12 protein-coding genes are annotated in these 13,332 nt (G+C 66.8%); all 12 read right to left on the bottom strand.

Going from position 1 to position 13,332, the window contains the following annotated elements; all coding sequences use genetic code 11:
- Window positions 1–10: 10 nt before the first annotated feature.
- A complete protein-coding gene (locus tag AC30PD_RS02415) occupies window positions 11–595 on the bottom strand; it encodes a UbiX family flavin prenyltransferase (protein ID WP_489534034.1) in 585 nt (194 codons plus the stop codon).
- The gene (locus tag AC30PD_RS02410) at window positions 592–2,043 is read right to left on the bottom strand and encodes a UbiD family decarboxylase (RefSeq protein WP_489534033.1); all 1,452 of its coding nucleotides are present in this window, start codon (window positions 2,041–2,043) and stop codon (window positions 592–594) included. The genes AC30PD_RS02415 and AC30PD_RS02410 overlap by 4 nt, the downstream gene beginning before the upstream one ends.
- 10 nt (window positions 2,044–2,053) lie before the next feature.
- Entirely contained in the window at window positions 2,054–3,031 is a 978-nt protein-coding gene (locus AC30PD_RS02405; RefSeq protein ID WP_489534032.1) for a tripartite tricarboxylate transporter substrate binding protein, read from the bottom strand.
- Window positions 3,028–4,584: an AMP-binding protein gene (locus AC30PD_RS02400; protein WP_489534031.1), complete on the bottom strand. Its 1,557-nt coding sequence runs from the start codon at window positions 4,582–4,584 to the stop codon at window positions 3,028–3,030. Before AC30PD_RS02400 ends, AC30PD_RS02405 begins: the two co-directional genes overlap by 4 nt.
- Complete coding sequence (locus AC30PD_RS02395) at window positions 4,577–5,080, bottom strand: (2Fe-2S)-binding protein (RefSeq protein WP_489534030.1); 504 nt, start codon at window positions 5,078–5,080, stop codon at window positions 4,577–4,579. The genes AC30PD_RS02400 and AC30PD_RS02395 overlap by 8 nt, the downstream gene beginning before the upstream one ends.
- A complete protein-coding gene (locus AC30PD_RS02390) occupies window positions 5,080–5,913 on the bottom strand; it encodes an FAD binding domain-containing protein (protein WP_489534029.1) in 834 nt (277 codons plus the stop codon). Before AC30PD_RS02390 ends, AC30PD_RS02395 begins: the two co-directional genes overlap by 1 nt.
- On the bottom strand, window positions 5,910–8,933 hold the full coding sequence (locus AC30PD_RS02385) for a xanthine dehydrogenase family protein molybdopterin-binding subunit (RefSeq protein ID WP_489534028.1): 3,024 nt from the start codon (window positions 8,931–8,933) through the stop codon (window positions 5,910–5,912). Before AC30PD_RS02385 ends, AC30PD_RS02390 begins: the two co-directional genes overlap by 4 nt.
- A 147-nt stretch (window positions 8,934–9,080) precedes the next feature.
- On the bottom strand, window positions 9,081–9,965 hold the full coding sequence (locus AC30PD_RS02380) for a helix-turn-helix transcriptional regulator (protein ID WP_489534027.1): 885 nt from the start codon (window positions 9,963–9,965) through the stop codon (window positions 9,081–9,083).
- 229 nt (window positions 9,966–10,194) lie between these two features.
- Window positions 10,195–11,178: a hypothetical protein gene (locus AC30PD_RS02375; RefSeq protein WP_489534026.1), complete on the bottom strand. Its 984-nt coding sequence runs from the start codon at window positions 11,176–11,178 to the stop codon at window positions 10,195–10,197.
- A gap of 399 nt (window positions 11,179–11,577) precedes the next feature.
- The gene (locus AC30PD_RS02370) at window positions 11,578–12,012 is read right to left on the bottom strand and encodes a DUF5681 domain-containing protein (RefSeq protein ID WP_489534025.1); all 435 of its coding nucleotides are present in this window, start codon (window positions 12,010–12,012) and stop codon (window positions 11,578–11,580) included.
- Window positions 12,013–12,042: 30 nt separating this feature from the next.
- A complete protein-coding gene (locus tag AC30PD_RS02365; protein WP_489534024.1) occupies window positions 12,043–12,825 on the bottom strand; it encodes a hypothetical protein in 783 nt (260 codons plus the stop codon).
- A gap of 116 nt (window positions 12,826–12,941) precedes the next feature.
- Window positions 12,942–13,226 carry a hypothetical protein gene (locus AC30PD_RS02360; protein WP_489534023.1) on the bottom strand — a complete coding sequence of 95 codons (285 nt, stop codon included), beginning with the start codon at window positions 13,224–13,226 and terminating at the stop codon, window positions 12,942–12,944.
- Window positions 13,227–13,332 lie beyond the last annotated feature (106 nt).

Genomic DNA, 13,332 nt, shown 5'->3' with positions numbered 1-13,332 from the left:
GGGTGTGGGTTCAGGTGGGGTCAGCGACGCGCAAGCCTTGCCAGCGGCGCAGCGCGGTAGTGGTTGTCATGCCGAACAGATCGAGCACACGCACGACGCTGTGGTCGACGACATCGGACAGGCTTTCGGGCCGCTGGTAAAACGCCGGTACGGGTGGGCAGATCACGCCGCCCATTTCCGTCACCGCCGTCATGTTGCGAAGGTGGGCCAGGTTCAGCGGCGTTTCGCGGGCCATCAGCACGAGGCGGCGTCGCTCCTTCAGCGCCACGTCGGCGGCGCGGCTGACGAGGTTGTCGGCGAAGCCGAGCGCGATGCTCGCCAGCGTCTTCATCGAACACGGCGCGACCACCATGCCGGCGGTGACAAACGAGCCGCTGGCGACGCTGGCGCCGATGTCGCGCGGGTTGTGCACCACGTCGGCCAGGCCCTCGACATCGCTGCGCGACATGTCGAGCTCCTGCATCGCCGTCAGCCCGCCGGCCTGCGACAGCACCAGGTGCGTCTCGACCGCCGGCAGCGCTCGCAGCATCTGCAGCAAGCGCACACCATAGATCGCACCGCTCGCGCCAGTGATGGCGACGATCAGGCGCTTCACGCGTGCTCCAGCGATGTGCCGGCGAGCGCGGCCGTGCCGGTGGCGGTGATCGCGCAGGCCAGGTCGACTGCGCTTTCGCCCGGGATGCGGACGCGCGTGAACACGTGCTCACTCGAACGGATCGGCTTGGTGGCGTCGAGCCCCATCTTGGCGCCGAAGCCCTGCCATTCGAGCGGCGGTTTGTTGCCGGCGAACGCGACGCTGGTCGAAGGGTCGAGTGCCGAGCCTTGCGCGCCGGCAATCACGACCAGGTCGCGGTCGGCCTGGAAGCGGGTGGCGACGGCCCACTCGACTTCGGCGGGGTCATGCACGTTCACGTCTTCATCGACCACGATCACCTGCTTCAGGTCATAGTGGCCGCCGAAGGCGCCGAGGATCACGTTCTTCGCCTGACCTTCGCGTGTCTTCTTCATCTGCACGTGCAGGTGGTACCGCGCCACTCCGCCAACCGACAGGTGCACGTCGCTGACGTTCGGGAAGCTGCGCTGCAGGTGGGCCAGCAGCGTCGCTTCGCGCGGGATCGCGCCGAGCAGCAGGTGTTCCATCTCGGCCGGCACGATGGTGTGGAACAGCGGGTCGCGCCGGTGTGTCACGGCGTCGATCACGATCACTTCGCGTTCTTCGCGGGCGCTGTAGTACTTGGGGAATTCGCCGAACGGGCCTTCGGGCTCGCGCACGTTCGGCAGGATGCGGCCTTCGATCACGATCTCGGCTTCGGCCGGCACGCGCACATCGTTGGTGGTGCACTTCACGACCGGCAACGGTGCCCCGTGCAGGGCGCCGGCGATCTCGAGTTCGTCACAGTCGAGCGCTGCGATCGCCTGCGAGGCCAGCGCGGTCAGCGGGTCGACACCGATCACGATGGCGACGTCGAGCGCCTGGCCCTGCGCTTCGGCGGCGGAAAAGAAGGCATGCAGGTGGCGCGGCAGGATCAACACGCCGAGCCGGTCGCGGCCGTGGATCTGGATGCGGTTGATCGAGACGTTCTGCACCCCCGTCTTCGGGTTGCGTGCGATCACCAGGCCGGCCGTGATGTAGGGGCCGTCGTCGTGTTCGCTGTGCGTCGGGATCGGCAGCAGCGTGCGGATGTCGCCTTCGCCCCCGCCGAAGCGGTGCACGACCTGCTGTGCCGGTGCAGCGTCGCACGCGACTTCGCGCCACGGCAGCGGCCGTTCGGCCGCAGCACGGAAACGTTGCAGCAGTTGTGCATCGGGCACGCCCATGGCCTCGGCGATCCAGGCACGCCGGGACATGAAGCCCGACACCACCGGCATCGGGTGCCCGCCCGGCTGCGGGAACAGCGCTGCCTGCGTGCCGTCGAGCCGCTTGGCGATGGCGGCGAGTTCATGGGTGAGCGCCACGCCGGGCCGGATCTGCGCCAGCCGGTCGGTGGCAGCAAGGTGGCGCAGCCAGCCGCGCAGACTCGTGAAGGCTTGGGGGGTATTCATCGAAGGGTCCTCAGTCGATTGCCTGCAACTTCGCATCACGCGCCACGCGCACCCACTTCGCCACTTCGTTCTGGAAGAACAGCGCGAACTGCGCTGGCGTGTCGGGGGCAACCGGCACGAACCCCTGGTCGATCAGCTTGCGTTGGAGGTCGGGGGAATGCACTGCTTTCACCGATGCAGCGGCGAGCACGTCGATCACGGCCTTGGGCGTGCCGGCCGGCGCGAACAGTCCGAACCAGCCGTTGAAGTCGTAACCCGCCACGCCCGCCTCGGCGACAGTGGGCAGCTCGGGCGCGGCGGGCGAGCGCTTCGCGGTGCTGACCGCGAGCGCGCGCAGCTTGCCGGCCTTGACCTGCGGCAAGGCCGAGGTTTGGAACATGAACATCAGGTCGACATTGCCCGACAGCAGGTCGGGCAGCGCCTGCGAGTCGGCCTTGTAGGGCACGTGGGTCATGTCGGCGCCTGCCAGCAGCTTGAAAAGCTCGGCGGCCAGGTGGCTGCCGGTGCCGATGCCCGACGAAGCGAAGGTCAGCCGGCCCGGCTTCGCCTTCGCGTAGGCCACCAGCTCGCTGATGCTCCTGATCGGCAACACCGGGTTCACGACCACCACCATCGGCACGCCGCAGCACTGACTGACCGGCACCAGATCCTTGACCGGATCGAAGCTCATTTTCTTCAGCAGGGCCGGGTTGCTCGCCAGGCTCGTGGCGGCCATCACCAGCGTGTAGCCGTCGGCCGGCGAACGCACGGTTGCTTCGGCGCCGATGTTTCCGCCGGCACCGCCCTTGTTGTCGATCAGCACCCGCTGGCCCAGCAGCTCGCCGAGCTTGTCACCGACCAGCCGGCCGATCTGGTCGCCCGTGCCGCCCGCGCTGTAGGGCACGACCAGCCGGATGATCTTGTTCGGGTAGGTGTCTTGCGCGCGCAGGTCCGGGCTCGGCCCGAACGCGAGCAAAGTTGCGAGCACGCCAGCGAGCCGCGTTTTCATGTGGGTGTCTCCGAAGAGGTCTCGCCGTCGGCTTCGTACTCGCCCGCCACCAGCTTGCGGCGCAACACCTTGCCGACCGGTGACTTGGGGATCTCGCGCACGAACACGTATTCACGCGGGCGCTTGAAGTTCACGAGGTCGGAGATGCGGCAGTGCGCATCGAGCGCTTCGGCCGCCACCGGCGCACGGGCCTTGACGAAGGCCACGACCCTCTGGCCCCAGCGCGCGTCGAACAAGCCGGCGACCGCGACTTCGGCAACGTCCGGGTGCAGCGACAACACCGACTCGATGTCGACCGGCGAGATGTTCTCGCCGCCGCTGATGATCATGTCGTCGACCCGGCCGCTGACGAACAGGTCACCGTCGGCATCGACGTACCCGGTGTCGCCGGTGAAGTACCAGCCGGCATGCAGGCTCTTGGCGTTCGCGTCCGGTCGCTTGTGGTAACCCTCGAAGGCTTCGTCACTGCGCAGCTCGGCAATGATCTGGCCTTCTTCGAGCGGCGCGGCACGCAGCGCCGGGTCGTGCTGGTCGAGCTTGACCACGCGCAAGCGCGTGTTGATGCCGGCGCGGCCGGCCGAGCCGGGTTTGCCGACCGCGTCCTGGTTGATCGCAAAGGTGTAGATCTCCGAGCTGCCGTAGTGGTTGACGAACAGCTCGGGGCGGAAAGCCTTGTCGAGGCGCTGCAGCAGCGCGTCGTGCATCGGCGCACCGGCGAAGCCGAGCTTGCGCACACTGGTGATGTCGGTGTGCTGGAAGTCGGGGTGTTCGAGCAGGTCGTGGTAGAGCGTCGGCACCAGGTACAGGTGCGTGACGTGCTCGGCCTCGATTGCGGCCAGTGCGCTCTTCGCATCGAAGCGCGGGATGCAGACGAAGCGGCCGTCGATCAGCGCCAGCGACAGCAGCGAGCGCACACCCATCGTGTGGTACAGCGGCATGACGCCGAGCGTGCATTCGCCGTTCGCGTAGCGGTTCTGTGCCACATGCGCGAGCGCGGCGATGCGCTCGGCATGGTGGCGGCGCGGCACACCCTTCGGCTTGCCCGTGGTGCCCGAGGTGTAGAGCATCAGCGACAGGTCGTCGGCCTGCGCCTGTGGCACCGGCTCACGGGGCGCGGTCAGCCAGTCTTCGAATCGAATTGACGCGCCGCCTGTTTCACTGCCTGCCGCGCCGATACCGATTCGGGTGACACCACGGGCAAGCTGCGACTCGGCCAGCGCCGCTTCGATGACAGGCTCGCTGACGAGCGCGCGTGCGCCGGAGTCGGCCAGGCAGTAGTCGATCTCGTCGCCCTTGGCGCGCCAGTTCAGCGGCGTCATCACGATGCCGGCGAACTGGCAGGCCCAGTGCAGCGTGGCCATCTCCCAGCGGTTCTGCAGCACGACGAGCAGGTGGTCGCCACGCTGCAGACCGGCCTCAAAAAGGCCGCGCTGCGCGGCGCCGACGCGCGCGGCCCAGTCGGCATAACTCAGGCGCGTTGCACCATCGACCAGCGCAAGGCGGTCGGGGCTGCGCTCGATGCTTTGCAGCAGTGTGCGGCCGAGGTCAAGCATGAGCCGCCTCCCTGCGCAGGCGCGCCACGTCGAGCACCGCAGCGACGATGGGCGTGTAGCCGGTGCAGCGGCACAGGTGGCCCGAGAGCATCTCGCGCACCTGCGCCTCGCTCGGGTCGTTCACGCGGCCCAGCCAGTCGGCGCACGACATCAAAATGCCGGCGGTGCAGAAGCCGCACTGCAAAGCGTGGTGACGCTTGAACGCGGCCTGCAGATCACCGAGCACACCGTCGTCGGCCAAGCCTTCGACTGTTTGCAATTCGCGGCCGTCGGCCTGCACCGCCAGCATCATGCAGGCGCGCTGCGCCACGCCGTCGACGCGCACCGTGCAGGCACCACACACACCGTGCTCGCAGCCGACGTGGGTGCCGGTGGCGCCGAGCTCGTGGCGCAGGAAGTCGCTCAACAGCAGGCGCGGGTGGGCGTGGCCGCTGCGTGGCTTGCCGTTCAGTTGCAGCTTGACCTCGTGCAAGGTGTCGCGGGACAGGACGCTCATCAGGGGTTGCTCCGTGTGGCAAGGGCTTGCTCGGCAGCGCGGCGACCGAGCTCGCGCACGAGCCGGCGCCGCAAGGCCGCGCTGGCCTGCGGTTCGTCGCGGGCGTCGAGCGACCAGGCGAATTCGTTCAGTGCGTCGCCGAGCGCGCTGCCGCCGAGAACGGGGAAGTCGCGCGCCACGGCCTGGTCGGCCACGCCACCGACCGCGATGCGCAGGCGCTTCGCATCGGCCACCGCCGCCACGGCGCATACGGCGAAGTCGCCATGGCGCATCGAGAACTCCTCGAAGCCGTGGCCGGTGCCCGCCTTGGCGAGCGGGAAGCGCACGGCTTCGATCATCTCGTCGTCGCTGCGGGCCGTCGTCAGCATGCCGGTGAAGAAGTCGGCGGCCTTGAGCGTGCGGCGCCGTTTTGAGGAGCGCAGCAACACCTCGCCTTCGAGCGCGAGCACGCACAGCGGCAGTTCGGCCGACGGGTCGGCATGGGCGATCGAACCGGCGACGGTGCCGCGGTTGCGGATCTGGAAGTGCGAGATGTGCGGGAACGCCAGCGCCAGCAGCGGCAGTTCCTGCGCCAGGCGCGGCCGCCATTCGACGCTGGCCTGCGTGGCGGCGGCGCCGATGTGCAGCCAGCCGGCGTCGATGCGCACCTCGGCCAGTGCGGTCGAGCGCGAGATGTCGACCAGCCGCTGCGGTTGCGCCAGGCGCATGTTCAGCACCGCCATGAGCGACTGGCCGCCAGCGAGGATGCGCGCGTCGCCGCCCAGTTCGGCGAGCGCGGCCACCGCGTGCTCGGCACTGTCGGCGCGCTGGTAGTCGAACGCGGCGGGCTTCATGGCTTCACCCCGATGACGCGCAAGACTCGCTGCCACCATGTCAGCGCGGCAGCTCCGGTGGCCTGGCGTCCGAGCGACTCAAACAGCTGCGCCAGCACCAAACGCGCCGCACCTTCCAGCATGCGGCTGCCGACTGCCGCGACCTTGCCGCCGACCTGGGCCGCGTAGTCGTAGTGCAAGCGGGTGCCGGTGGGCGTGGCTTCGAGCCGCACCGTGCCGCTGCCGGCACCTGTGCCGAGCGATGAGGTGCCCTGCCCGGCCAGGCGCAGGCTGCGCGGTGCATCGATCTCGCTCAGCGTGATCTGCGCTTCGTAGCGGGCCTTGACCAGTCCGACACCGACTGTCACGTCGGCGCGATAGCGGTTCGGGCCGATGGCGTCGAGCGCGTGGCAGCCGGGGATGACCTTGGCGAGCGCAACGGGGTCGAGCAGGACCGCGAACACTTGTTCTGGCGCTGCGGCGATCTCGATGCTGCCGCTCGCCCGCAGCGCGAGGCCCTGTGCCGCACCCTCTGCCGCAGACGCCCGCGGCACGACCGGATGCACCGAGCGCGCGACCGATGCCGGAGGTGGCGGCTCGTGCGCGCCGATCAGGTCGAGCACACGCGACGGTGTCAGCGGCAGCCGCACATCGACCCGACCCCGCAGCGGCCGCAGTGGTCGCAGGGCATCGGCCATCGCGTTCGCGATGCACACCGGCGTGCTCATGTTGTTGCCCTCGCCCAGGCCCTTGGCGCCCAGCGGCGTGAAGGGGCTCGGCGTCTCCAGGTGCACGATCACCGGGTCGGGCACTTCGCAGGCGGTCGGCACCAGGTAGTCGGCGAACGTGCCCGACTGAAAACCGCCATCGGCGGCGTAGCGGAATTCTTCGAACAGTGCGGCACCCAAGCCCTGCGCGAATGCGCCGCGGATCTGCCCGTCGGCCAGCGCCGGGTTCAGCAGGCGGCCGGCGTCGTGCGCGGTGATGTAGCGATCAACCCGCGCGCGGCCGGTGGCCGGGTCGACCTCGAGTCCGCAGATGTCGAACACGAAACCGTAGGCCGCCGACGTGTTGACACGGTCCTGCGCATCGGGTGCGGCCAGAGTGGGCGGTGTCCAGAACGCGGTCTCGCGCAGGCCCGGCGCCATGCCTTCGGGCAGCAGCGCCGGCGCCCAGTGCGGGCTCGCGGCGATGCGCGTGAATGGCGTCGCGCGCTCGCGTTGTTCGGCATCGAACACCTGGCCGCCTTCGAAACGAATTCGTTCTGCCGGGCAGGACAGGTTCGACGCGGCGATCAGCGCGAGCTTGTCGCGCAGCTGGCAGGCGGCCAGGTGCACCGTGCCGGCCACCGCACCGGCGAAGCGGCTGCTGTAGTTGCCGGCGGCCACGGACCAGGCGTCCTTGGCCGTGTCGAACTCGACGTTGACGCTGATCTGCGACGGCTCCAGACCGAACACGTCGGCCACGACCTGCGCGCACACCGTCATGTGGCCCTGGCCGGCCGGCGCCGACGCGATGTTGACGTTGACCCCGCCGAGCAGGTCGATGCCCACCGTGGCGCTGGCGATCGCACCGTTCTTCGGCCCGGCCTTGGCGCGCTGCGCCGGCGTCAGCACGGTGCTGATGTAGCCCATGTTCGACACCGACGGCTCGACGATCGCGGCGATACCGATGCCGTAGAGCTTGCCGGCCGCGCGCGCGGCGTCACGCCGTGCGGTCAGCGCAGGCAGGTCGGCCGCCTCGACGGCCAGTTCCAACGTGCGGTGGTAGTCGCCGGAATCGAGCACCGCACCAGCCGCCGCGTGATACGGGAACTGCCCGGCGCGCACGAAGTTGCGGCGCCGCACCTCGAACGCGTCGAGCCCGAGCTCGACGCCGATGCGGTCCATCAGGCGCTCGAGCGCGAAGTAGACCTGCGGCCCGCCGAAACCGCGCACCAGCCCGGTCGGCGTCTTGTTGGTCACGACGACGCGGTTGCGCACGGCCAGGTGGGTGATGTCGTAGGCACCGGTCAGCGCGCCGTGCATGCGGTAGAAGGTGGCAGGCTCGGGCGCACGCAGGTAGGCGCCGACCTCGTCGCACTGGTCGTAGCGCAGGGCTTGGACGCGGCCGTTCGCGTCGACCGCGGCATCGATGTGGGTCAGGCGTGCGGTTGCCGACGTGGCAGCGCCCAGGTGCTCGAGCCGGTCTTCGACCCACTTGACCGGCGCGCCGGCCTTGCGCGAGGCCAGACACATCAGCACGACATAGGGGAATACCGCCTGCTTGACGCCGAAGCTGCCGCCGGAATCGCGCGGTACGCGGTGCCGCAGCTTGTTGCCCGGCACCTGCAGGGCCAGCGCCATCACCGCATGCAGCGAGAACGGCCCCATGAAGTTGGACAGCACGTCGTAGCCTTCGTCACCACTCAGGTGTTCGGCGACGACCACGCCGCATTCGATCGGCGTGCAGCTGTTGCGCGGGTAGTGCACCGTGAGCGCCACGGTGTGCGCGGCCTGTGCGAACGCACTCTGCGGGTCGCCATAACAAAAGTTGCGCTCCGAGACGACGTTGCTGCCCACCAGGTCGTGCAACACCGGCGCATCGGCGCCGAAGGCATGCTCGATCTCGACCACTGCGGGCAGCGCGCGGTACTCGACGCGGACCGCATCGAGCGCGTCTTCGGCCAGGTAGCGGCTTTCGGCGACCACGACCGCGACCGGCTCACCGGCATAACGCACACGGTCGACGGCCAGAGCCCAGTGCTGCATCGGCTGCTTCACGCCGACGACGAAGGGCGCCGACCAGCGTTGAACGTCCTGCCCCGTGAGCACCGCGCGCACTCCCGGCAAGGCGAGCGCCGCGCTCGCGTCCACCGACACAAGTTCGGCATGGGCGTGCGGCGAGCGCAGCACCGCCGCGTGCAGGGTGCCGGGGGTGACGCCGAGGTCGTCGCCGAATCGGCCGCGGCCGCTCAGCAAGGCATCGTCCTCGATGCGCTCGAGCGGGCGGCCGAGGTGGGCCTGAACTTGGGCGGCGGCGAGGCCGGGATCGCTGTGCAACCTTGTCTCCTGGCTGTCGTTGTGCGGGGAGCACAGTGTCGACAGCGAAGATCGAAGGCCGTTAACGCAAACGTCTGGTGGTGATCCAGATCGTCGGGTCAATGACCCAATCGTCTGGTCACATGCGTGCTGCGGCGCAGCAAAGCTTCAGATGACCGGTGGCACCGACACGCCACCCGCGGGCGGCTCGAACAGGTTGACGACGCGCCGGTAGTCGCTCGGCGTGATGCCCAGGTGTTGGCGGAAGAAACGCGAGAAGTGACCCGGAGCCGAGAAGCCCAGGTCGTGCGCCAGTTCGCCGAGCGACGCGTTGCCGTGCGTGAGCCGCTCGACCGCCGCCTCGAAGCGCAACACGTTCGCGTAAACGAGCGGCGTGACCTGCGTGTCGCGCTGGAACAGCGTGAAGAAGTGAGCGCGCGAGACACCGGCCCGGGCCGCGAGTGCGTCCACGTCGAGCTCGTGCGCGGTGTCTTGTTTCATCAGTGCGATGGCCTGACGAATGCGCGGGTCCATCGCCACCGGCGGCTTGCTGCGCAACAGGCTGACCAAGTCACGCCACCCCGAATAGCTCTCGATCACCGCGACGATCAGGTTGAACAGCAGGTCTTCCAGCCGCGCCGGAGAAACCTCGTCGGCCCACCACAGCTCGAGCACGAACTCCTCGGTGATCTTGCGGGTGGCTGCCGAGATGCGGACGCAGGATTGCGGAAAGAAACGCGGGTGCCCCGAGAGCGCCAGCGAACGTTGCAGATCGGCGAGCCAGGCCGGCTCGATGTAGAGCGCCAGGATCAGCGTGCGCTGGCCCGGCGCGGCAGGGTGCTCGTAGGCATGGTGTTCCCAGGCGTTGACGAGCACGGCCGTGTCGTCGGTCAACGGCGCGCGCTCTCCACGCACGCTGAACGCGCCGTCAGCACCACCCGCCTTGATGAGAATGTGGCAGTGGTGGTGCGCATGGCCGACCAGAGGCGCGTCCATGTCGAGCAAGGCCACTCGGCCGAAGCGTCCCTGGAAAATCTTGACGGCGGAAGACAAGGCGACGGAGCGGCAGGCTCGAAGTGAATGTTGTCTTGCAGCATACCGCCCCGGCGGACTCAGGCCAATCGGGTCCATCTGCGCCTGACCTTCCGCGGGGCTTGCGGCGGCGGCGTGTGGCGCGGCCTGGGGCGTCGAATTGGCCAGCCCGGAGGGACTCGAACTACCTGTGACTTGAAAGCACTCAGAGCCTAGCTACTGCATAAGGTTACTGTATGCCGAAGGTGACCTATCTGCGGCGCAGCGCTTCGAGATGCTGTTTGAGTCTTTGTTCGACAACAGCCTTTCCGCCGATTGAGTTGTCGTAGAACAGCGTGCGAAAACCGGATATGTCGAAGGGAAGCTTCTCGCGCCGACGGTCGCTTAGGAGAATGGTGGGTTTGCCAATGCCGTGCGCGTAGCCAAGTTCGTAGAACACATTCGCGTTGTCGGGCGTTACGTCCGCGATGACCAAAGCGGCCGAACGAATGGATTGCGTGATGTCTTCCAAGATCAGACCTGAGGTGTGAAAGTCATCACCACGGATTACCTTGTACCCGTACTGCTCGCACATCGGCTTTATGACGTCGGTGTAGAGAACGTTGAAGTCCTCGGAAAACTGCATGACTATGAAGCACATCGGCTGTTGTGCTTCTACGACCAGATTGCGAAACTTGATTGGGGCGGTGCCTTGCATGAAAAGGCCAACTTGACCTCGCCTCAGGGTTCGCGTTGTCGACAGAACCTTCACACCGTCCACATACAAGTCGACCTTGGAGCCAGCAACATGCGCGGCCACACTGATCCAACGGCGCACAGGAACAACAGATCCTTGGCCGGTACCCTCCACCGCTTCCCAACGGAAGTTCCGAAGCCCGGCAAACCCATACGGAGCGCCCAAGCTATTCAAACCGAACGCAAGCTGAAAGTCTGTTGCCACCCCTGAGTCAGTCGCACTACCCCCACCCTGTGGCACACCCGGTTCGGCAGGTAGCAAAAGTTCGCACGTGCTTTTGCTGTCAGTGAGATACGCTTCCCAAGATATCGTCCCCTGCTCAAATTCGACGTTTGAGCGAAGAATTGTGTGGGGAGCAAAGACCCTCTTGCTGCCGTCTTCCGTTAACTCGTCGGTTGGCTCGGGGGCAGGTGACAGACGATTCACCACATGCGTAATTGCGCCACCGTCGACTTCAGCGTGGCCAAAGGTCACGATCCAGTTTTGCTTGATGCCCAAGGCGTTCTCCCTATGTTCGACGTTGAGCAACGATACATCGGCGCCTTGGCTAGCTGAACAAGGGCTGCGACGAGATCAACGAGAGCTGCGAACTTTCGCTCTCAAAAAGTCGCACTTACGCGGTGCCGTCACACGGCCCAAAAATGGGTCTCGGACAAGCGCGCCAGCTACGCCTCGGGTTTGCCCGCTGATGCAGTTGCTCCAGCGTCTCTTCGGGCAAGCGATCAAATCGGACTCTGTTGTGCTGCGGACCAACCTCGCAGGCGACAACTGGAACAACCCGATCACTCAGACTTCCGAGCTGGCAGAGCGTCGCAAATACGATCACGCCGGTGTCGGTGTTCACGACCTTTTCCAATGCTTCGAGTCTCGCCAAGCGAGTGAGGCGTGTCGATGAACTCATTGATCTCGGTCTGCTTTGATTCGAGCCTCGATGCCAGCAAGACGCGCTTCCATTTCATCGTTCACAGTGATGCTTGACAGATGACCAAGCGCGGCCAGCAACTCGCCAGCTTCAGCGGGCGCAATGGCGCCGTCGGCGACCTGTTGCAAGACTGACCGGCCTTGCTCGCCCAAGGTGTTGCCCGTCAGCGCGATAGGCGTCGCCAGCCCCGTCGCACGCACCGTTGGAATACACCTCTCGATCAACAGCCGGGCCGCGGCCATGTCGCCCTTCATGGCGGCCTCATGCACGACCGCCAGGACGCCCTCAAGCGCACCGTTGACGAGCTTGTCCCTCAGCTCCGCGATCTTTCCTGAACCCGGCCTGCGCCCGCTGGGGTTCGGCGTTGAGCCGGGAAGCCACCGACCGGCGTCGTCTCGCTCGACAGTCACGGCACCGTCTTCCTGTAGGCACAGATCACGTCACGCCGCCTTCGGCATCGACACGCCGAGGCCATCGTCCACGTCAGCACCGGGCACCCACACGAGCGGCTTGATCGAGCGGATGGCGGCGGCAGCCGGCGCACGTTCGTCGAGGTCGAGGTAAGTGCCCGAGCCTTCGGCCACACTGCGGCAGGCCTGCACCAGAGTGGTTTCGGCCAAGGTGAGCATGTCGAGTTCGACATCGAGCGTCGCGAATTCGGCAGGCTTGAACGCCCGCAGCGCAGCTACACGCATCGAGTCCCGCTGCACTTCGGTCAAGCTCGTCAGCTCGCCGGGGACGGCCAACAGTGCGGCCGTCATGACTGGGTGCGACCTCGGGTCGGTGATCGACATCGCGACCCGTGCTGATTGCTCGATGGGACGCAGTGCGTTGAACTTGTCCACCAGCTTCAGCCCGATCTGCACCGTGAAGAACGCAGTGCTCGGCCCCCATTGCTCGAAAGCAGAGGCAGACTTCACCCGCATCTCAAGGCTCGCTCTCGCGGCGGCGAGTGCCACGCCAGCGCGTTGCAGTTCGGCGAGTAGTGGGCCGCTGAGTTGCCGCAGTTTCTCGCCGCGCTCGACAGGCCCGAGCCCGGTGGCTTCGTGCAAGTCGATGGCGCGCAGCGCGTAGGCCTCGGTCGCGGCCACAAGGGATGCGGTGATCGTGTTCGCTGGCGAGCTGGCCGGGCCGACGGGGAGGCCACAGAAGAGCCGGGCGCCGCCTACTCGTGCGGAGCGGATGAAGACCGCGTTGTTTGTGTCGATGGTGTTGGTGTTCATGTCTTGCTCAAAAGTGGGTGAATCAAGGGCACTTTCAGTGACCTGATGCAGTAACTGTATTCCTGTTGATATATTGCTCATAGGTGGATCAGGCCTGCCAATCAGAGCCCACACACTTATTGCAAAGTGACACCTTCCGGCCGGTCTTCGAGTGGATCAGGGGCCAATGTCAAGTGCCGCTCGTGGGCCACGGCCAGAAGCTCGTTGCTGAGCTTCTCGATGGCCGCATCCCTGCCTCGCTCGTACTGCCTGCGCTCGCCGCGAGTGAGCGAGGTTGGTATGTGAGGCATCCATTCGCACACCAGCGTCAGCGGCTCGCCGGCAGCGGGCGTTGTCAGCGTCAAGGTGCAGGTGAACTCACCCACTCTGAAGGCTCGCTCGTGGCCTCGGGTGTCGCTCATGCCGCTCCCCTCTTGTTTTCACGTCTCCCGCTTTCCCCTTGTCTCTCTTGTCTCTCCCCTAAAGGGAGAAGAGACAAAAGAGACAGAGTCGGGGCTTGTCTCAGAG

This window comes from Rhizobacter sp., assembly GCF_032229685.1.
Classification (GTDB): Bacteria; Pseudomonadota; Gammaproteobacteria; order Burkholderiales; family Burkholderiaceae_C; genus LMDS01.
This window is presented reverse-complemented; position numbering and strand designations above follow the sequence as displayed.

Excerpts from the sequence above, each read along its gene's own strand:
- AC30PD_RS02410 (WP_489534033.1), bottom strand. The coding sequence starts at position 2,043 with ATGAATACCCCCCAAGCCTTCACGAGTCTGCGCGGCTGGCTGCGCCAC.
- AC30PD_RS02405 (WP_489534032.1), bottom strand. The coding sequence starts at position 3,031 with ATGAAAACGCGGCTCGCTGGCGTGCTCGCAACTTTGCTCGCGTTCGGG.
- AC30PD_RS02400 (WP_489534031.1), bottom strand. The coding sequence starts at position 4,584 with ATGCTTGACCTCGGCCGCACACTGCTGCAAAGCATCGAGCGCAGCCCC.
- AC30PD_RS02395 (WP_489534030.1), bottom strand. The coding sequence starts at position 5,080 with ATGAGCGTCCTGTCCCGCGACACCTTGCACGAGGTCAAGCTGCAACTG.
- AC30PD_RS02390 (WP_489534029.1), bottom strand. The coding sequence starts at position 5,913 with ATGAAGCCCGCCGCGTTCGACTACCAGCGCGCCGACAGTGCCGAGCAC.
- AC30PD_RS02365 (WP_489534024.1), bottom strand. The coding sequence starts at position 12,825 with ATGAACACCAACACCATCGACACAAACAACGCGGTCTTCATCCGCTCC.
- AC30PD_RS02360 (WP_489534023.1), bottom strand. The coding sequence starts at position 13,226 with ATGAGCGACACCCGAGGCCACGAGCGAGCCTTCAGAGTGGGTGAGTTC.